Genomic DNA, 17,973 nt, shown 5'->3' with positions numbered 1-17,973 from the left:
AAGGCTGCCCCAAGGTAGCCTTGCCGCTTCATTTGTTTGCCATGGCGAATTATGCTACAATGCAAAAAGGATGAATGAGAAGGACAGGGGGACTTGGCACGGTGGCATACTATTGGATTGCGGCGGCGGTCGTCATCCTCGATCAATGGACGAAATGGCTTGTCGTCCGCTATATGCAGCTTGGGGAAAGCATCCCGATCATTGACAATGTGCTCTATATTACGTCGCACCGCAATCGCGGCGCGGCGTGGGGCATGCTGGAAGGGCAGTTTTGGCTCTTTTATTTGATTACGGTTATTGTCGTGGCGGCGATCGTGATCTACATCCGCCGCCTGAAGCCTTCTGAACGCCTGGCGGGCGTAGGGCTTGGGCTGATGCTCGGTGGGGCGATTGGCAATTTTCTCGACCGCGTCTTTCGCAAGGAAGTGGTCGATTTCATCCACGCGTACATCGGCACGTACAGTTTTCCGGTGTTCAACGTGGCTGACTCGGCGCTGACGGTCGGCGTCATCTTGCTGTTTGTCCATATGTTTTTTTTCGCGACACCAGAGAAAGGGAATGAGTAGATGGACACGATCACATTTCACATTGAAGACGAATATGACGGCGAACGAATTGATAAAGTGATCGCGGCGTTAAATGAGGAATGGTCGCGTTCGCAAGTGCAGCAATGGATCAAAAGCGGGCTTGTGACCGTGAACGGCCAAACGGTGAAGGCGAACTACAAATGCGAGGCAGGCGACGCGGTCGCCGTTTCACCGCCGGAGCCGGAGCCGCTCGAGGTCGAGCCGGAGCCGATTCCGCTTGACATTTATTATGAGGATGAGGATGTCCTTGTCGTCAACAAACCGCGCGGCATGGTCGTCCATCCGGCGCCCGGGCATATGCACGGCACGCTTGTCAACGCGCTTCTCGCCCATTGCCGCGACCTGTCTGGGATCAACGGCGTGCTTCGCCCCGGCATCGTCCATCGGATTGACAAAGACACATCAGGACTATTGATGGTGGCGAAAAACGACGCCGCCCACCGCTCGCTCGTCGAGCAGCTTGTGAACAAAACGGTGACGCGCCGCTACAAGGCGATCGTCCACGGCGTCATTCCACACGATTACGGGACGATCGACGCGCCGATCGGCCGCGACAAGCGCGATCGAAAGAAAATGGCCGTCACCGAGGAAAACGGCAAGGAAGCCGTCACCCATTTCCGCGTGCTCGAGCGGTTTCGCCATTATACGTATGTGGAGTGCCAGCTGGAAACGGGGCGGACGCACCAAATTCGCGTCCATATGAAATACATCGGCTATCCGCTCGCTGGCGACCCGCAATACGGGCCGAAAAAAACGCTCGCCATCGACGGCCAGGCGCTTCACGCCGGGGTGCTCGGCTTCCGTCATCCGAGAAGCGGCGAGTATTTGGAATTCGAAGCGCCGTTGCCGCCGGAGTTTGCCGAGCTGCTTGACTGGCTGCGAAAAAACGATTGACAAACGAACACGCCCCCTTTACAATGAAAACAGGTGAACAGGAACCTTTAAGTTCAGTCCTGTGAGGCTGAAAAGGGGTCGGAATGACAAAGAAGGGCGATGTATGCCCATCTTGTTTGGTGATAAGCGCGCCATCCCCCGCTTCACAGGCGGGGGATTTTTTGTGCCAACGGAGGTGGCTTGTATGCAAAAGGCGGTCGTGATGGACGAACAGGCGATTCGCCGCGCTTTGACGCGCATCGCCCACGAAATCATCGAACGAAACAAAGGCATTGACGGCTGCGTGCTTGTCGGAATTAAAACGCGCGGCATTTACTTGGCGCGCCGCTTGGCGGAGCGGATCGAGCAAATTGAAGGGGCGTCCGTTCCCGTCGGTGAGCTTGACATCACCTTGTACCGCGACGATTTGACCGTGAAGACGGACGACCATGAACCGCTTGTGAAAGGAACGAATGTGCCGTTTCCGGTGACCGAGCGGAATGTCATTTTAGTTGATGACGTGCTCTTCACCGGCCGGACGGTGCGGGCGGCGATGGATGCGGTCATGGATTTGGGCCGCCCGGCGCGCATCCAGCTCGCCGTGCTTGTTGACCGCGGCCACAGGGAACTCCCGATCCGCGCTGATTTCGTCGGCAAAAACGTGCCGACCTCTCGTTCGGAACTGATCGTCGTGGAGCTTTCGGAAGTGGACGGCATCGATCAAGTCTCCATTCATGAAAAATAGCGAAGCACCCTTTTAAGCGCAGTCCCGTGAGGCTGCAAAAGGGGCGGAATCGTTTCGGCTGTTTCTGCACCCTCTTTGCGTCTTCGCGGGCAAAGAGGGATTTTTTTGTGCACACTAGAAAGCAAGCCTCGCTCATTTGATCAAAGGAGTGACGAAAGATGAACAAACCGGTGTTGGACATTCAAGACCGCCCGACTGTTGGGCAATGGATCACCTTAAGCCTTCAGCATTTATTCGCCATGTTCGGGGCGACGATTTTAGTGCCGTACTTAGTCGGCTTAGATCCGTCGATCGCCTTGCTGACAAGCGGGCTTGGAACATTGGCGTTTTTGCTCATTACGAAATGGCAAGTGCCGGCGTATCTTGGCTCGTCGTTCGCCTACATTGCGCCGATCATCGCGGCGAAAACGGCTGGCGGCCCGGGAGCGGCCATGATCGGCAGCTTCCTCGCCGGATTGGTGTACGGGGTTGTCGCCCTCATCATTAAAAAAGCCGGCTACCGCTGGGTGATGAAACTGTTGCCGCCGGTTGTGGTCGGCCCGGTCATCATCGTCATCGGCCTCGGCTTGGCCGGGACGGCGGTCGGGATGGCGATGAACGGCCCGGACGGCAAATACAGCTTGCTCCATTTCTCGGTGGCGCTCGTGACGCTCGCGGCCACGATCGTCTGCTCCGTGCTCGCGCGCGGCATGTTGAGCTTGATTCCGGTGCTTGTCGGCATTGTCGTCGGCTATCTCTACGCGTTGGCGGTCGGGCTCGTCGATTTGTCGAAAGTGGCGGCGGCGAAATGGTTCGAATGGCCGGATTTCTTGATCCCGTTTGCCGATTATCCGGTGCGCGTCACATGGGAGATCGTGATGCTCATGGTGCCGGTGGCGATCGTCACCTTGTCCGAGCATATCGGCCACCAGCTCGTCTTAAGCAAAGTCGTCGGCCGCGACCTCATTCAAAAACCGGGGCTGCACCGCTCGATTTTAGGGGACGGAACGGCGACGATGATCTCCGCCTTGCTTGGCGGTCCGCCGAAAACGACGTACGGGGAAAACATCGGTGTGCTGGCGATCACCCGCGTCTACAGTGTCTACGTGCTGGCCGGCGCGGCGGTCATCGCGATCGCTTTCGGCTTCGTCGGCAAAATCACGGCGCTGATCAGCTCGATTCCGACGCCGGTCATGGGCGGTGTGTCGATCTTGCTGTTTGGCATCATCGCCTCGTCCGGACTGCGCATGTTGATCGACAGCCGCGTCGATTTCGGCCAGACGCGCAATTTAGTCATCGCCTCGGTCATCTTGGTCATCGGCATCGGCGGAGCGGTGCTGAAAATCAGCGACAGCTTCCAAATTACCGGGATGGCGCTCTCGGCCATTGTCGGCGTCCTCCTCAACTTGATTTTGCCGGGGCGTCCGCAAGCCGCGGAAAACCTATTTGAAGAAAACCAGAGCGACCATGTCGCCTAATAGGAGAAAGCACCTTTTAATTAAGTCCCGCGAGGCTTAAAAAGGTGTGAAAACAGGCGCATCCAGGGCCGGAGTGCACCTTCTTCGGCTCTGCCATGCGCCGATCGTCACACCTTGCCTGGCCGGCAAGGTGTTTTTTTTCGCGAAAAAACGAAAAGGAGCGAGACCGATGACCCATCTTTTCGCATTAAGTGAACTGCCGCTTGATGAAATCCACCGTTTGCTCGATGAAGCGGAAGCGTTCCGCAGCGGGCGCATCTGGCGCCCGGCGGCGCCGATGTACGTCGCCAACTTGTTTTTCGAACCGAGCACGCGCACGAAATGCAGCTTCGAGATGGCGGAACGGAAGCTTGGGCTTCATGTCATTCCATTTGACCCGGAACGCTCGAGCGTGCAAAAAGGGGAGACGCTGTACGATACCGTACGGACGCTTGAGGCGATCGGCGTCGATGCGGTTGTCATCCGCCATCACGAAGATGCGTATTTCGAAGCGCTCCGCCATGCGGTCGGCATTCCGATCATCAACGCCGGCGACGGCTGCGGGCACCATCCGACCCAGTCGCTCTTGGATTTATTGACGATCCGCCAAGAGTTTGGCGCCTTCACTGGCTTGACGGTGGCGATCATCGGCGACATCCGTCATAGCCGCGTCGCCCGCTCCAATGCGGAAGTGTTGACAAGGCTGGGGGCAAACGTCCTGTTTTCCGGACCGGCGGAGTGGAAAGATGAAACGAATCCGTACGGGACGTACGTCGAAGTCGACGAGGCCATCGCCCGCGCCGATGTCGTGATGCTTTTGCGCATCCAACATGAACGCCATGCGGAAACGATGGGGCTGACAAAAGAAGAGTACCATGCGCGGTACGGGCTGACGCTTGAGCGGGCGCGGCGGATGAAATCGGGCGCCATCATCTTGCACCCGGCGCCGGTCAACCGCGGGGTCGAAATCGCAAGCGAACTTGTCGAAGCGAAGGCATCGCGCATTTTTAAACAAATGGAAAACGGCGTCTACGTCCGGATGGCTGTCTTAAAACGGGCAATGGAAGGGAGAATGGAGCATGGGCGTATGGCTGAAAAATGGCATGTTGTTCAATAAAGATGGGGAATTGATGCGGACACATATCAAAATCGAACACGGAACCATTGCAGCGATCCTCTATGAACAGCCGCTGGAAGCGAATGAGGAGGACGTTATCGACGTTGGCGGCCGTCTCATCGTTCCTGGCCTGATCGACTTGCACGTTCATTTGCGCGAACCGGGCGGCGAAGCGAAAGAAACGATTGAAACGGGCACGCTCGCCGCGGCGAAAGGCGGATTTACGACGGTTGCTGCCATGCCGAACACGAACCCAGCGCCGGATCGGAAAGAGCAGATGGAATGGCTGCAAGCCCGCATCCGCGAAACGGCGCGCGTCAACGTGCTTCCGTACGCGGCGATCACGATTGGGCAAAAAGGGGAGGAGCTGACCGATTTTGCGGCGCTAAAAGAAGCAGGGGCGTTCGCCTTTACCGATGACGGCGTCGGCGTCCAGTCGGCCGGGATGATGTTTGAAGCGATGAAACAGGCGGCGGCGCTCGATATGGCGATCGTTGCCCATTGCGAGGACGACACGCTGACAAACGGCGGAGCGGTGCATGACGGCGAGTTCGCCCGGCGCTATGGACTTCGCGGCATTCCATCCGTCTGCGAGGCGGTGCACATCGCCCGCGACGTCTTGCTTGCCGAGGCAGCCGGATGCCATTATCACGTCTGCCATATCAGCACGAAAGAATCGGTGCGCGTCGTCCGCGACGCGAAGCGGGCCGGCATCCGCGTCACCGCCGAAGTGACGCCGCACCATCTGCTCTTGTGCGATGAAGACATTCCGGGGCTTGATGCGAACTACAAAATGAACCCGCCGCTGCGCAGCCGAGAGGACCGTGACGCATTAATTGAAGGACTGCTCGACGGCACGATCGACTTTATCGCCACGGACCACGCGCCGCATACGGCTGCGGAAAAAGCGAAAGGCATCGAGGCGGCGCCGTTTGGCATCGTTGGGCTCGAAACGGCGTTTCCGCTCTTATATACCCATTTCGTCAAAACAGGCGTGTTTACATTAAAGCAGCTTGTCGATTGGCTGACGATCAAGCCGGCGCAATGTTTCGGCCTCAAGGCCGGGCGGCTTGCCGTCGGGGCGCCGGCGGATATTGCGGTCATTGATTTGGAAACAGAAGAAGCGATTGATCCCGAGACGTTTGCGTCCAAAGGGAAAAATACGCCGTTTGCCGGCTGGGTGTGCCAAGGCTGGCCGGTGATGACGTTTGTCGGCGGTACACTCGTATGGGAGAAAGGAAGGGCGTAAAGATGAAACGGCAGCTGATTTTAGAAGATGGTTCGTTTTTTGTCGGCGAAGCGTTTGGCAGCTTGAAAGAGACGACCGGGGAAGTCGTCTTTAACACCGGCATGACCGGATACCAAGAAATTTTGACCGATCCATCGTATTGCGGGCAAATCGTGACGATGACATATCCATTGATCGGCAACTACGGCATCAACCGCGACGACTTTGAAGCGATCCGCCCGCATGTGCACGGGTTCATCGTCAAAGAAGCGTGCGTGAAGCCGTCCAACTGGCGCGGAGAACTGACGTTGGACGAGTATTTGAAAGAAAAAGGCATCCCTGGCCTTTCCGGCATCGACACGCGCAAACTGACGCGCCTTATCCGCCAATACGGAACGTTAAAAGGGATGATCTGTGGGCTAGATGTCGATCCGGTGGAAGCAGCAGCCAAGCTGCGGGCGATGGAGTGGCCGCGCGACCAAGTGCGGCGCGTCTCAACGAAAAGCGCCTACCCAAGCCCGGGGCGCGGTGAGCGCATCGTCTTGATTGATTTCGGGATGAAACACGGCATTTTGCGCGAACTGAACAAGCGAAATTGCGATGTGATCGTCTTGCCGTACAACGCCACCGCTGAAGAGGTGCTCGGCTGGCATCCGGATGGGGTCATGCTTTCCAATGGACCGGGCGACCCGAAAGACGTGCCGGAAGCGATCGAGATGATCCGCGGGATTCTCGGCAAAGTGCCGCTCTTTGGCATCTGCCTCGGCCATCAGCTGTTCGCGTTGGCGTGCGGCGGGAATACGGAGAAAATGAAATTCGGCCATCGCGGCTCGAACCATCCGGTCAAAGACTTGCGCACCGGCAAAGTCGCCATCACGTCGCAAAACCATGGCTATACCGTCACGCACGAGTCGCTTTCTGGCACCCGGCTTGAGGTGACGCATATCGCCTTAAATGACGGCACGGTCGAAGGGCTCCGTCATTTGGACGTTCCGGCGTTTACGGTGCAGTATCATCCGGAAGCGTCGCCGGGGCCAGAAGATGCCAATCCGCTGTTTGACGAGTTTTTGGCGCTCATCCGCGAGTTCAACAAGAAAGGAGAAGTCATCCATGCCTAAGCGCCGCGACATTGAAACGATTTTAGTCATCGGCTCGGGGCCGATCGTCATCGGCCAGGCGGCCGAGTTCGACTACGCAGGGACGCAAGCGTGCTTAGCCCTAAAAGAAGAAGGATACAAAGTCATTCTGGTGAACTCAAACCCGGCGACGATCATGACCGATACGGAAATCGCCGATAAAGTCTATATGGAGCCGCTGACGCTCGATTTTGTCGCCCGCATCATCCGCAAAGAGCGGCCGGACGCGATTTTGCCGACGCTTGGCGGCCAAACGGGCCTCAACTTGGCGGTTGAGCTCGCCAAGGCCGGCGTGCTTGAAGAGTGCGGCGTGGAAATTCTCGGCACGAAGCTCGAGGCGATCGAAAAGGCGGAAGACCGCGAACAGTTCCGCGCCCTCATGAACGAGCTTGGCGAGCCGGTGCCGGAAAGCGCGATTATTCACAGCCTGGAAGAGGCGTATGCGTTTGTCGAACAAATCGGCTATCCGGTCATCGTCCGCCCCGCGTTCACGCTCGGCGGCACGGGCGGCGGCATTTGCACGAACGAAGAAGAGCTTGTCGAGATTGTGTCAACCGGCTTGAAGATGAGCCCGGTGCACCAATGCTTGCTCGAGCGGAGCATCGCCGGCTACAAGGAGATTGAATACGAAGTGATGCGCGACGCCAACGACAACGCGATCGTCGTCTGCAACATGGAAAACATCGACCCGGTCGGCATTCATACGGGTGACTCAATCGTCGTCGCCCCGAGCCAGACGTTAAGCGACCGCGAATATCAGCTTTTGCGGAACGCGTCCTTGAAAATCATCCGCGCCCTTGGCATCGAAGGCGGTTGCAACGTCCAGCTCGCGCTCGACCCGGACAGCTTCCGCTATTACGTCATTGAAGTGAACCCGCGCGTCAGCCGCTCGTCGGCGCTGGCGTCAAAAGCGACGGGGTATCCGATCGCGAAACTGGCGGCGAAAATCGCCGTCGGGCTGACGCTTGACGAAATGATCAACCCGGTCACCGGGAAAACGTACGCCTGCTTCGAGCCGGCGCTCGACTATGTGGTGACGAAAATTCCGCGCTTTCCGTTTGACAAATTTGAATCGGCGAACCGCCGGTTGGGCACGCAAATGAAAGCGACCGGCGAAGTGATGGCGATCGGCCGGACGTTCGAAGAATCACTGTTAAAAGCCGTTCGTTCGCTCGAGATCGGGGTGCATCATCTGGAATTGAACGAGGCGAAAACGGCCGCCGACGACGTGATGGAAAAACGGATCCGCAAGGCGGGCGATGAACGGCTCTTTTACATCGCCGAGGCGCTCCGCCGCGGGGTGACGGTGGAGACGCTGCATGAATGGAGCCAAATCGACCGCTTTTTCCTGCATAAGATTCAAAACATTATTGAGATGGAAACGGTCTTGAAAAACCACCCGGGCGACCTTGACGTGTTAAAAAAAGCGAAGGGGCTCGGCTTCTCCGATGCGGCGATAGCGGCGTTATGGAACAAAACGGAGCGCGACATTTACGCGCTGCGCCGCCAACGAGGCATCATGCCGGTGTACAAAATGGTCGATACGTGCGCAGCCGAATTCACGTCGGAAACGCCGTACTACTACAGCACGTACGAGGAAGAAAACGAATCGATCGTGACGGAAAAACCGAGCGTCATCGTGCTTGGCTCCGGCCCGATCCGCATCGGCCAAGGGATCGAATTTGACTATGCGACCGTCCATTGCGTCTGGGCCATTAAGCAGGCCGGCTATGAGGCGATCATCATCAACAACAACCCGGAAACGGTCTCGACCGACTTCAGCACGTCGGACAAACTGTATTTCGAGCCGCTGACGGCCGAAGACGTGATGCATGTCATCGACCTCGAGCAGCCGATCGGCGTCATCGTCCAATTCGGCGGTCAGACGGCCATCAACTTGGCGGCGGAACTCGAGGCGCGCGGCGTCCGCTTGCTTGGGACAACGCTTGAGGATTTGGACCGCGCCGAAGACCGCGACAAATTTGAACAGGCGCTCTCGGAACTCGGCATTCCCAAACCGGCCGGCAAAACCGCCGTTTCGGTCGAAGAAGCGGTCGCCATCGCCGAAGAAATCGGCTACCCGGTGCTCGTCCGTCCTTCGTACGTGCTCGGCGGCCGGGCGATGGAAATCGTGTACAATCGCGGCGAGCTGCTTCATTACATGGAACACGCCGTGCGCGTCAATCCACAGCACCCAGTGCTTGTCGACCGCTACATCACTGGCAAGGAAGTCGAAGTCGATGCCATCGCCGACGGCGAGACGGTCGTCATCCCCGGGATCATGGAACATATCGAGCGGGCCGGCGTCCATTCCGGCGATTCGATTGCCGTCTACCCGCCCCAGACATTAAGCGCGGAAGTGATCGACAAGATCGCGGATTACACGATCCGACTGGCGCGCGGGCTGCATATTGTCGGGCTGTTGAACATTCAGTTTGTCGTCTCGGGAAGCGATGTCTACGTCTTGGAAGTGAACCCGCGCTCAAGCCGCACGGTGCCGTTTTTAAGCAAAATCACCGGCGTGCCGATGGCGAATCTCGCCACGAAAGCCATTTTAGGGACGAAGCTCGCCGAGATGGGCTATGAGACGGGCGTCTGCCCGGTGCGCCCTGGCGTGTACGTGAAAGTGCCGGTGTTCTCGTTTGCGAAATTGCGCAACGTCGACATTTCGCTCGGCCCGGAAATGAAATCGACCGGCGAAGTGATCGGCAAGGACGTGACGTTTGAAAAAGCGCTCTATAAGGGGCTTGTCGCCTCGGGCATCCATATCCAGCCGCATGGGGCGGTGCTGTTGACGGTGGCCGACAAAGACAAAGAAGAAGCGGTCGAGCTGGCGCGCCGCTTTGCCGACATCGGCTACCAGCTGTTGGCGACGAACGGCACGGCGGAAACGTTGAAAGCGGCCGGCATTCCGGTGACGGTCGTCAATAAAATCCACTCGGCGTCACCGAACATTTTGGATGTCATCCGCCAAGGGAGGGCGCAAGTCGTCATCAATACGCTGACGAAAGGAAAGCAGCCGGAAAGCGACGGCTTCCGCATCCGCCGCGAAGCGGTCGAAAACGGCATCCCGTGCTTGACGTCGCTCGATACGGCCCGGGCGATGCTGCAAGTGCTCGAATCGATGACGTTTTCAACGACGGCGATGACGGAAGGGCTGGTGCGGTCATGATCGGCCGCGAACGAATGACGGTCGCAAGCCAGCGGTTGATCGCCGAGCGGACGTATGAATTGACGCTTTCAGGCCGCCTCGTGCAAGAGATGCGCCAACCGGGCCAGTTCGTTCATGTGAAAGTGGCCGCATCCGCCGATCCGCTCCTGCGCCGCCCGCTCAGCCTTTGCCATATCGACCACAAGCAGGGGCAATGCACGATCATTTACCGCCAGGAAGGGAAAGGCACGGCGCTGTTGGCGCAAAAACAGCCGGGCGACACGGTCGATGTGCTCGGCCCGCTCGGCAACGGCTTTCCGCTCGAGGCCGCGCCGGCGGGCAGCCGGGCGCTGCTAGTCGGCGGCGGCATCGGCGTCCCGCCGCTCTATGAACTGGCGAAACAGCTCACAAAGCGCGGCGTCAAAGTGGTGAGCGTGCTCGGGTTTCAAACGAAAGCGGCGGTCTTTTACGAAGAGGAATTTGCCCCGTTCGGCGAGACGCATGTCGCGACCGATGACGGCTCGCACGGAACGGCCGGGCGCGTCACCGATGTGATCGAAGCGCGCTCGCTCGAGTTTGACGTCTTGTACGCCTGCGGTCCGAAGCCGATGCTTCGGGCGCTTGCGGAACGGTTTCCGAACCGGCCGGTGTACTTGTCGCTCGAGGAGCGGATGGGCTGCGGCGTCGGGGCGTGTTTCGCCTGCGTCTGCCATGTGCCAGGGAGCGAGACGGCGTATAAAAAAGTATGCAGCGACGGCCCGGTGTTTCGGGCCGGGGAGGTGGTGCTATGAACCGGCTTGCGGTCGAACTGCCGGGTCTTTCGCTCAAAAACCCGATCATGCCGGCGTCCGGCTGTTTTGGATTTGGCCGCGAGTACGCCCGGTTTTACGATTTAAGCGTGTTAGGCGCCATTATGATCAAGGCGACGACAAAAGAGCCGCGCTTTGGCAACCCGACACCAAGGGTGGCAGAAACGCCGGGCGGGATGTTAAACGCCATCGGCCTGCAAAACCCCGGCCTTGACAAAGTGCTCGAAGAAGAACTGCCGTGGCTTGAACAGTTTGACGTACCGATCATCGCCAACATCGCTGGCTCGACGGTGGAAGAGTACGTCGAGGTAGCCGAAGCGATTTCCAAAGCGCCCAATGTCCATGCGTTAGAGCTCAACATTTCCTGCCCAAACGTGAAAAAAGGCGGGATTGCGTTCGGCACCGTGCCGGACGTGGCCGCGGAACTGACGCGGCTTGTCAAAGAAGTGTCCGCCGTGCCGGTTTACGTGAAGCTGTCTCCGAACGTCACCGACATCGTCGCGATGGCGAAGGCCATTGAACAAGCGGGCGCCGATGGCTTGACGATGATCAACACGCTCGTTGGCATGCGCATCGACGTGAAAACAGGCCGGCCGATTTTGGCCAACGGCACCGGGGGCTTATCCGGCCCGGCGGTCAAACCAATCGCCATTCGCATGATTTATGAAGTGAGCCAGGCGGTGTCGATTCCGATCATCGGCATGGGCGGCATTCAAACGGCGGAAGACGTGCTCGAGTTTTTCTACGCCGGCGCGAGCGCGGTTGCGGTCGGCACGGCCAACTTCGTCGATCCGTTCGTCTGCCCGACGATCATCGCCGACCTGCCGGCGCTGTTGGACGACCTCGGGATCGGCCACATTTCCGAATGCATAGGAAGGAGCTGGAAGACCGGTGCACACGCCGTTCATTGTCGCGCTTGATTTCCCATCAAAACAAGAGGTGGAGCGGTTTTTGCGGCCGTTTGCCGGAACGCCGCTGTTCGTCAAAGTCGGCATGGAGCTGTACTATCAGGAAGGTCCAGCCATCGTCGCGTTTCTCAAAGAACAAGGACATGCCGTCTTTTTAGACTTAAAACTGCACGACATTCCGAATACGGTGAAACAGGCGATGAAAGGGCTCGCCCGTGTCGGCGCCGATTTGGTGAACGTTCACGCCGCCGGCGGCCGGCGCATGATGGAAGCGGCGATCGAGGGGCTTGACGCCGGCACGCCAAGCGGAAGAATGCGGCCGCGCTGCATCGCTGTCACCCAGCTGACAAGCACGGACGAGCGAATGCTTCATGAGGAGCTGTGGATTTCCCGCCCGCTTGTGGAAACAGTCGCCCATTACGCCGCCTTGGCGAAAGAAAGCGGCCTTGACGGCGTCGTCTGCTCAGCGAACGAAGCGCCGCTCATCAAAGAACGGTGCGGCGCCTCGTTCCTTGCCGTCACCCCGGGTATCCGCTTTGCTGATGATGCGGCGCACGACCAAGTGCGCGTCGTCACCCCAAGGAAAGCGCGTGCGCTTGGTTCTGACTACATCGTCATCGGCCGCAGCCTCACCCGCGCCGCCGATCCGCTCAGGACGTATGCCCGCCTGCAGCACGAATGGAACGGAGGAGAGAGAGAATGAAACACGACATCGCCGCCAAATTGCTTGAAATCGGGGCGGTCGCCCTGCAGCCGAACGAACCGTTTACCTGGTCCTCGGGCTTGAAATCGCCGATTTATTGCGACAACCGCCTGACGCTCGCTTACCCCGGCGTGCGCCGCCTGATCGCCGACGGCCTCGCCGAACTCATCCGCACCCATTTCCCTAAAGCGGACCTCATCGCCGGCACGGCGACCGCCGGCATCCCGCACGCCGCCTGGGTGAGCGAGCGGCTTGAGCTGCCGATGTGCTACGTCCGCAGCCAGGCGAAAGCACACGGCAAAGGAAAACAAATCGAAGGCCAAGCCGAACCGGGCCAGCGCGTCGTCGTCATCGAAGACTTGATCTCGACGGGCGGCAGCTCGCTTGCGGCCGTCCGCGCCTTGAAAGAGGCAGGCTGCGAGGTGCTGGGCGTCGCCGCCATTTTCACATACGGACTCGAAAAAGCGAAACAGGCGTTTGCCGCAGAGAATTTGCCTGCCTACACGCTTACGGACTACAACACCCTCATCGAAACGGCCGTCCGCCTTGGCGCCGTCAGCGAACACGATCTGGCGACATTGCGGCAATGGCGGGAGAATCCGGAGGAGTGGGGGAGCTAAAAGAGGAAAAGAGGAGCGCGGACCAAAGGATGGTTCGCGCTTTTGTCATGGACGAAGCGGGGAGATGACTCACTCGCCATCGGCGTCATTCCATGGGGAAAAACGGAGTGCGACAGCGTCTAATGTCGTCAATATTTCGTGGGTTTTCTGAACATGAGCAAGTTTCGCTCACCACCAAGCATGAACATAACCATTCGTGGATGGTTATGTTCACAGAAAAAACGGGTGGCTTGGCATTCAAATAAAATGATCATTTACAGCATTTCGCTTAGTGGTCACGATCATCATCACAAGCAACCATTCGCATTCTCCATTTCACCTACAAATATTTTACTCACACCTGCGGATTTCCCTGCTGGCAATCAAGATTGGAACCGTGCCGCCGTTTCGATTCAACCTTCCAAGCCAATTGATAAAATCGACATATCCGCTGTCTTCCGCGGCAATTACACGGGAACGGTATGGTTTGACGCGATCCGGCTCATGGAAGGAAACGTGGTGACGAAAAACAAATACGATGCCAGCGGAAATGATGTCACGGAAGAAGTGGATGAAGAAGGCTATGTGGCGAAAAAGAATTATGATGCCGTAGGAAACTTGTTAAGCGAGTACGATAAGAAAGGAAACAAGAAAGAGTACACGTATGATTTATCGAATCGCTTAAAACAGCTGTTGTTAGCAAATGGTACGTCCGTCAACTATGGGTATGACGCGAATGACAATATGACTTCAAAAGTCATTCGAACCAGCGACGGCCAGTCTCAAACATTTACTGCTTCCTAAAGAGCAATGGTCGGATGGAACGACGATCGCGTATACGTACGATGGTTTCAGGAACCATTTATGGAAGAGAGAAAGCTCTAAAGTGGGAGATAGGAAGAGCTTATGCAGTGAGAAAAGCTGGGGGTAATATGTATCTTCATGTCAGACCGTGATAACATAAACAAAGGGGGTAAGCTATGTTACTGAAAACATTTCTATTATTAGGAGAAGAAGGGATATCTGACGTTAAAAAAGTTTTTCTATCCTGAAAATACCCGAACTTCAAAATGTGCAAGGTTTCAGAGTTCGACATAGCGGCATTTTCATCCCTTCGATGGTGACGAAATCTTTTTGTCATGGGAGTCTATATAGATCGTAAAGTGAATTTTCATCTCATGATGTACAATGAACGGGTATAATATGTTTAAAAGGATCCATCTTCCTTGAAAGGAGTGAAAACGTTATGGATTTTGTAAGAGTAATCAAAAACAGCAATGACTTAGAAAAGATCATCGATTTGCCTCAATCATTAAAAAATAGAAAAGTGGAAGTCATTATTCTTCCTTATGCGGATAAAGAAGATTTGGAACAGCCAAAAAAAAGGAATCTAAGAGGGGCTCTGTCCAAATATAAAAATGAGACTTTGCAAGCCCGAGAAAGCGATGCTTGGTCTAAAGCTGTGGTGGATCAATATGAAAATCATTGATGCGAATATTATTTTAAGATATCTGCTTAATGACCATGATGAGTTGTCGGGCAAAGCCGCAACGATTATTGAAGATAACAAAGTATTGTTGCTAAGAGAAGTAATCGTTGAAGTTGTTTATGTTCTTGAAAAAGTGTACAACGTAAAAAATGACGAGATCAGCGATATTCTTTTAGAATTGCTCAAATACGATAATATCGAGGTGGATGATATCGAGGTCGTAGAGGAGGCGCTTGCTCTGTTTGGCAAAAGGCGCTTGGACTTTGTCGATACCCTTTTATACGCCTATAACAAAGTGAAGGGATATCAAGTGTATACTTTTGATAAGAAGCTGGATAAGATGCTTGAGGAATAGCCGGCCATTACGGCTGTTGCGTTCTTCTTTTGGGGAATATGTAAGCGACAAAGGAGAAGATGCCGATGTCCTTGCCTCGGTTTTCCAATGTGTCGTACGAGCAATATTGGGCGTTGCGGGAACAAAGCGATGAGTGGCTTGAATATATTGATGGCGCTGTGTATATGGCTCCGTCGCCAAGCATCAAGCATCAGCTTGTTTCGAGCAACCTTCATACCGAATTTGGCCTTTATTTTCGTGGGAAGCCGTGCAACGTGTTTGCGGCGCCGACCGATATCGAACTGGCTAGCGACAAGTTTCCCGATCGCAAAGTCGTCATTCCGGATTTAAGCGTTATTTGCGATTCAAAAGGGTTTACGGAAACGAAGTATGTCGGCGTGCCCACTCTTATCGTTGAGATCTTGAGCCCTTCCAACCAGGCGCACGATTTAGTGACCAAATTCAATTTGTATATGGCGTACGATGTGAAAGAGTATTGGATCGTCAATCCGATGAAAGAGGCGATTACCGTCTATACGCTGAACGAGGAAGGACTGTATGAGCAGGCGGATGTGAAAGCGGGAACGGGTGTGGTGCAGTCGGCATGCTTTCCTGGGCTTCAAGTGGCTCTTGAGGATATGTTTCGTTGAGACGGATGGCAGACGTGCATGGAGTTGCATTCGTGATGGCGGCTTGTGGTTGACTCGACAAGTTTGCAAAGCGGGCTGTCCGTAAGGCCAATGCAGCTGGTCTTACAGACAGCCCGCTGTCTTTTATGCGGCACTAGACCGTTTCGGTTTGCGGGAGTTCGCGCGGATCGCCCGATGCCGTGTTGGGCGGCCATTGGGGCGCGTTTACGATGGTTTCGCCGCTTGTTCTTTTTGCCTCTGTTTCATGGCGCGGACGAGTTCTTCATCCGGCGTGACGTAGAGCGTTTGCTCGTTTTCGTAAATGACAAATCCCGGCTTGGCGCCGCTCGGTTTTTTTACATAGCGGATGCGCGTGTAGTCGACAGGCACGGAGCCGGAGTGGCGGGCTTTGCTGAAGTAGGCGGCAAGATTCGCCGCTTCCAAGAGCGTCTCGTCAGACGGCTGCTTGTTCCGGATGACGACGTGCGAGCCGGGAATGTTTTTCACATGCAGCCAAACATCGTCCTTATGGGCCAGCTTTGTCGTGAGATAATCGTTTTGTTTGTTGTTTTTGCCAACGAGTATTTCCGTGCCGTCGCTTGCGACGTAGCGGTCAAGCTCGGGCGCGGTTGGTTTGCGCTTTTTTGCTCCTTTCGCCGCGCGCGGGCGCAAATAGCCTTGTTCAATGAGCTCGTCGCGGATTTCCTCGACATCTTTCGGCGAGGCGGTTTCAAGCTGGCTTAAAATCGTGTCGCAATAGGCGATGTCTTCTTTCGTCCGCTCGATTTGTTCTTGAACGACGGCGAACGAGTTTTTCGCTTTTTGGTATTTTTGAAAGTACTGTTGCGCGTTCTCGGACGGCGATTTTTGCGGGTCGAGCGGAATGGTGATGGTGCCTCCGTTTTCGTCGTAGTAGTTTGCGACCTCGATTTCCGTCATGCCGCGCTTTATGGCGTACAAATGGGCGGTGAGCAGTTCGCCGTACAGTCGATAAACGTCGGCTTTCTTTGCTTCTTCGAGCGTCTGTTCGAGCTTTAGGAGCTTTTTCTCGTTTTTCGCCTTTTCGTTCGCCATGAGACGCTCGATGTCATGAGCTTGCTGCTTGACGCGGTCGCGCTCGGCCTTGCCGAAATAAAAGCGGTCCAATAGCTCGCTTGCACTCGCAAACGGTTGGCCTTCGATTTTTAAGTGCTTAAGCGGCAAAACGTAAAACCATTCTTTTTCCCCGTTCGTGTACATCATCGGGGCAAAGCGGCGGTGCCGAACGTCATCGATGAGCGCGAGGAAGCTTTTCGGCAGCGTCGTCCGGTTGGCGAGTCCAGCGCGGAACACCGCCTCATTGGCAAATAGCGGCGAAATGCCGCTGAAGGCGGAAACAAGCTGATGGGCGAGCTTGCCGGCGTGAAAGTCGATTTTTTTCAGCACCATTTCTTCCGTCGCCTCAAGCGGGTTCAGCTTGCCGTGCGTCGGTGGGGCGACGTACGGATGCCCGGGAAGCACCGTCCGGTAGCGGTTGACCGACGGCGGCAAATGTTTCAAGCTGTCGATGATCGTGTCGGTCGATGCATCAACGAGGATGATGTTGCTATGGCGGCCCATCACTTCAATGATGAGCCGCTTTGTCTGCACGTCGCCGAGTTCGTCGCGGCCTTTTGTGTCCATGACGATGATGCGGTCAAAATCGACTTGGCGGACCGCTTCGATGACGCTTCCTTCCAACTGTTTGCGCAGCCGCATGCAAAACATCGGCGGCTCGGATGGGTTGTTGTACGTTTCGTTTGTCAAATGGACGCGGGCGTACGTCGGATGCGCCGACAGCATCACTTTATGGTTATGGCCCCGGGCGCGCACAAGCAGCACGATCTCATACGCCGACGGCTGGTGGATTTTCGTGATCCGCCCGCCCGCAAGCGCCTCTTCGAGTTCACCGACAATGGCGTACGTAAACACTCCGTCAAAGGACATGGAAAACACCTTTCTATTTCGTTTGTTTGCTATTTCGATCTTACCATACGACCCGCCGTTTTGAACATTTCTTTGAATATTACCTGAAGACGGACGAAGATGCCCGACGAACATGTTGCATAAAATGGGGAGGCCCGCTTTTTTGACACGATTTTTTCCCTTATGGGGGAGATGGCGTGGCAAAGGGCCCCACGACTCCTTATGTTTGTGTCGCTAAACATCATGGCGGGGACTATCATTTTTTGGGACATGTATGAATAAGCA

Annotated in this window: 16 protein-coding genes and 1 pseudogene; 16 read left to right on the top strand and 1 reads right to left on the bottom strand. The window is 56.0% G+C overall.

Going from position 1 to position 17,973, the window contains the following annotated elements:
- Positions 1 to 74 precede the first annotated feature (74 nt).
- From lspA to CWI35_RS04465, 16 genes and pseudogenes are all read left to right on the top strand, one after another.
- The gene (lspA, locus tag CWI35_RS04540; RefSeq protein WP_081430696.1) at positions 75 to 566 is read left to right on the top strand and encodes a signal peptidase II; all 492 of its coding nucleotides are present in this window, start codon (positions 75 to 77) and stop codon (positions 564 to 566) included.
- Positions 567 to 1,481 carry an RluA family pseudouridine synthase gene (locus tag CWI35_RS04535; RefSeq protein WP_119877525.1) on the top strand — a complete coding sequence of 305 codons (915 nt, stop codon included), beginning with the start codon at positions 567 to 569 and terminating at the stop codon, positions 1,479 to 1,481.
- A gap of 184 nt (positions 1,482 to 1,665) precedes the next feature.
- The gene (pyrR, locus tag CWI35_RS04530; protein WP_011230647.1) at positions 1,666 to 2,205 is read left to right on the top strand and encodes a bifunctional pyr operon transcriptional regulator/uracil phosphoribosyltransferase PyrR; all 540 of its coding nucleotides are present in this window, start codon (positions 1,666 to 1,668) and stop codon (positions 2,203 to 2,205) included.
- A 158-nt stretch (positions 2,206 to 2,363) separates the two neighbouring features.
- The gene (locus CWI35_RS04525) at positions 2,364 to 3,662 is read left to right on the top strand and encodes a solute carrier family 23 protein (RefSeq protein ID WP_011230648.1); all 1,299 of its coding nucleotides are present in this window, start codon (positions 2,364 to 2,366) and stop codon (positions 3,660 to 3,662) included.
- Positions 3,663 to 3,831: 169 nt separating this feature from the next.
- Complete coding sequence (locus tag CWI35_RS04520) at positions 3,832 to 4,758, top strand: aspartate carbamoyltransferase catalytic subunit (protein WP_011230649.1); 927 nt, start codon at positions 3,832 to 3,834, stop codon at positions 4,756 to 4,758.
- Positions 4,721 to 6,007, top strand: coding sequence for a dihydroorotase (locus CWI35_RS04515; protein ID WP_119877524.1), 1,287 nt, complete (start codon positions 4,721 to 4,723; stop codon positions 6,005 to 6,007). The genes CWI35_RS04520 and CWI35_RS04515 overlap by 38 nt, the downstream gene beginning before the upstream one ends.
- Positions 6,008 to 6,009: 2 nt before the next feature.
- Positions 6,010 to 7,104 (top strand): carbamoyl phosphate synthase small subunit, encoded by a 1,095-nt coding sequence (locus tag CWI35_RS04510; protein WP_023633995.1) that lies wholly within the window; start codon positions 6,010 to 6,012, stop codon positions 7,102 to 7,104.
- On the top strand, positions 7,097 to 10,294 hold the full coding sequence (gene carB / locus CWI35_RS04505) for a carbamoyl-phosphate synthase large subunit (protein WP_023633996.1): 3,198 nt from the start codon (positions 7,097 to 7,099) through the stop codon (positions 10,292 to 10,294). Before CWI35_RS04510 ends, carB begins: the two co-directional genes overlap by 8 nt.
- The gene (locus CWI35_RS04500; protein WP_119877523.1) at positions 10,291 to 11,064 is read left to right on the top strand and encodes a dihydroorotate dehydrogenase electron transfer subunit; all 774 of its coding nucleotides are present in this window, start codon (positions 10,291 to 10,293) and stop codon (positions 11,062 to 11,064) included. Before carB ends, CWI35_RS04500 begins: the two co-directional genes overlap by 4 nt.
- Positions 11,061 to 12,002: a dihydroorotate dehydrogenase gene (locus tag CWI35_RS04495; protein ID WP_013523351.1), complete on the top strand. Its 942-nt coding sequence runs from the start codon at positions 11,061 to 11,063 to the stop codon at positions 12,000 to 12,002. Before CWI35_RS04500 ends, CWI35_RS04495 begins: the two co-directional genes overlap by 4 nt.
- On the top strand, positions 11,974 to 12,693 hold the full coding sequence (pyrF, locus tag CWI35_RS04490; RefSeq protein WP_062898518.1) for an orotidine-5'-phosphate decarboxylase: 720 nt from the start codon (positions 11,974 to 11,976) through the stop codon (positions 12,691 to 12,693). The genes CWI35_RS04495 and pyrF overlap by 29 nt, the downstream gene beginning before the upstream one ends.
- Entirely contained in the window at positions 12,690 to 13,313 is a 624-nt protein-coding gene (pyrE, locus tag CWI35_RS04485; protein WP_020278157.1) for an orotate phosphoribosyltransferase, read from the top strand. Before pyrF ends, pyrE begins: the two co-directional genes overlap by 4 nt.
- A gap of 483 nt (positions 13,314 to 13,796) precedes the next feature.
- Positions 13,797 to 14,093: pseudogene (locus CWI35_RS18805) on the top strand (RHS repeat domain-containing protein); the annotation flags it as partial.
- Positions 14,094 to 14,538: 445 nt separating this feature from the next.
- A complete protein-coding gene (locus CWI35_RS04475; RefSeq protein ID WP_011230660.1) occupies positions 14,539 to 14,781 on the top strand; it encodes a hypothetical protein in 243 nt (80 codons plus the stop codon).
- Complete coding sequence (locus tag CWI35_RS04470) at positions 14,768 to 15,136, top strand: type II toxin-antitoxin system VapC family toxin (protein WP_033012322.1); 369 nt, start codon at positions 14,768 to 14,770, stop codon at positions 15,134 to 15,136. The genes CWI35_RS04475 and CWI35_RS04470 overlap by 14 nt, the downstream gene beginning before the upstream one ends.
- Positions 15,137 to 15,201: 65 nt before the next feature.
- Entirely contained in the window at positions 15,202 to 15,765 is a 564-nt protein-coding gene (locus CWI35_RS04465) for a Uma2 family endonuclease (RefSeq protein ID WP_119877522.1), read from the top strand.
- A 204-nt stretch (positions 15,766 to 15,969) separates the two neighbouring features.
- Here the strand turns inward: CWI35_RS04465 and CWI35_RS04460 are convergent, their stop codons facing one another.
- Positions 15,970 to 17,709: an Rqc2 family fibronectin-binding protein gene (locus CWI35_RS04460; protein WP_011230663.1), complete on the bottom strand. Its 1,740-nt coding sequence runs from the start codon at positions 17,707 to 17,709 to the stop codon at positions 15,970 to 15,972.
- Positions 17,710 to 17,973 lie beyond the last annotated feature (264 nt).

The sequence above is a fragment of the [Bacillus] caldolyticus genome, assembly GCF_003595605.1.
GTDB lineage: Bacteria > Bacillota > Bacilli > Bacillales > Anoxybacillaceae > Geobacillus > Geobacillus thermoleovorans.
This window is presented reverse-complemented; position numbering and strand designations above follow the sequence as displayed.

Bases quoted from the DNA above. Each gene is read 5' to 3' on its own strand.
- carB (WP_023633996.1), top strand. From the start codon at position 7,097: ATGCCTAAGCGCCGCGACATTGAAACGATTTTAGTCATCGGCTCGGGG.
- CWI35_RS04525 (WP_011230648.1), top strand. From the start codon at position 2,364: ATGAACAAACCGGTGTTGGACATTCAAGACCGCCCGACTGTTGGGCAA.
- pyrE (WP_020278157.1), top strand. From the start codon at position 12,690: ATGAAACACGACATCGCCGCCAAATTGCTTGAAATCGGGGCGGTCGCC.
- CWI35_RS04515 (WP_119877524.1), top strand. From the start codon at position 4,721: ATGGGCGTATGGCTGAAAAATGGCATGTTGTTCAATAAAGATGGGGAA.
- CWI35_RS04465 (WP_119877522.1), top strand. From the start codon at position 15,202: ATGTCCTTGCCTCGGTTTTCCAATGTGTCGTACGAGCAATATTGGGCG.
- CWI35_RS04475 (WP_011230660.1), top strand. From the start codon at position 14,539: ATGGATTTTGTAAGAGTAATCAAAAACAGCAATGACTTAGAAAAGATC.
- lspA (WP_081430696.1), top strand. From the start codon at position 75: ATGAGAAGGACAGGGGGACTTGGCACGGTGGCATACTATTGGATTGCG.
- CWI35_RS04510 (WP_023633995.1), top strand. From the start codon at position 6,010: ATGAAACGGCAGCTGATTTTAGAAGATGGTTCGTTTTTTGTCGGCGAA.
- CWI35_RS04470 (WP_033012322.1), top strand. From the start codon at position 14,768: ATGAAAATCATTGATGCGAATATTATTTTAAGATATCTGCTTAATGAC.
- CWI35_RS04535 (WP_119877525.1), top strand. From the start codon at position 567: ATGGACACGATCACATTTCACATTGAAGACGAATATGACGGCGAACGA.
- CWI35_RS04520 (WP_011230649.1), top strand. From the start codon at position 3,832: ATGACCCATCTTTTCGCATTAAGTGAACTGCCGCTTGATGAAATCCAC.
- pyrR (WP_011230647.1), top strand. From the start codon at position 1,666: ATGCAAAAGGCGGTCGTGATGGACGAACAGGCGATTCGCCGCGCTTTG.
- CWI35_RS04500 (WP_119877523.1), top strand. From the start codon at position 10,291: ATGATCGGCCGCGAACGAATGACGGTCGCAAGCCAGCGGTTGATCGCC.
- CWI35_RS04495 (WP_013523351.1), top strand. From the start codon at position 11,061: ATGAACCGGCTTGCGGTCGAACTGCCGGGTCTTTCGCTCAAAAACCCG.
- CWI35_RS04460 (WP_011230663.1), bottom strand. From the start codon at position 17,709: ATGTCCTTTGACGGAGTGTTTACGTACGCCATTGTCGGTGAACTCGAA.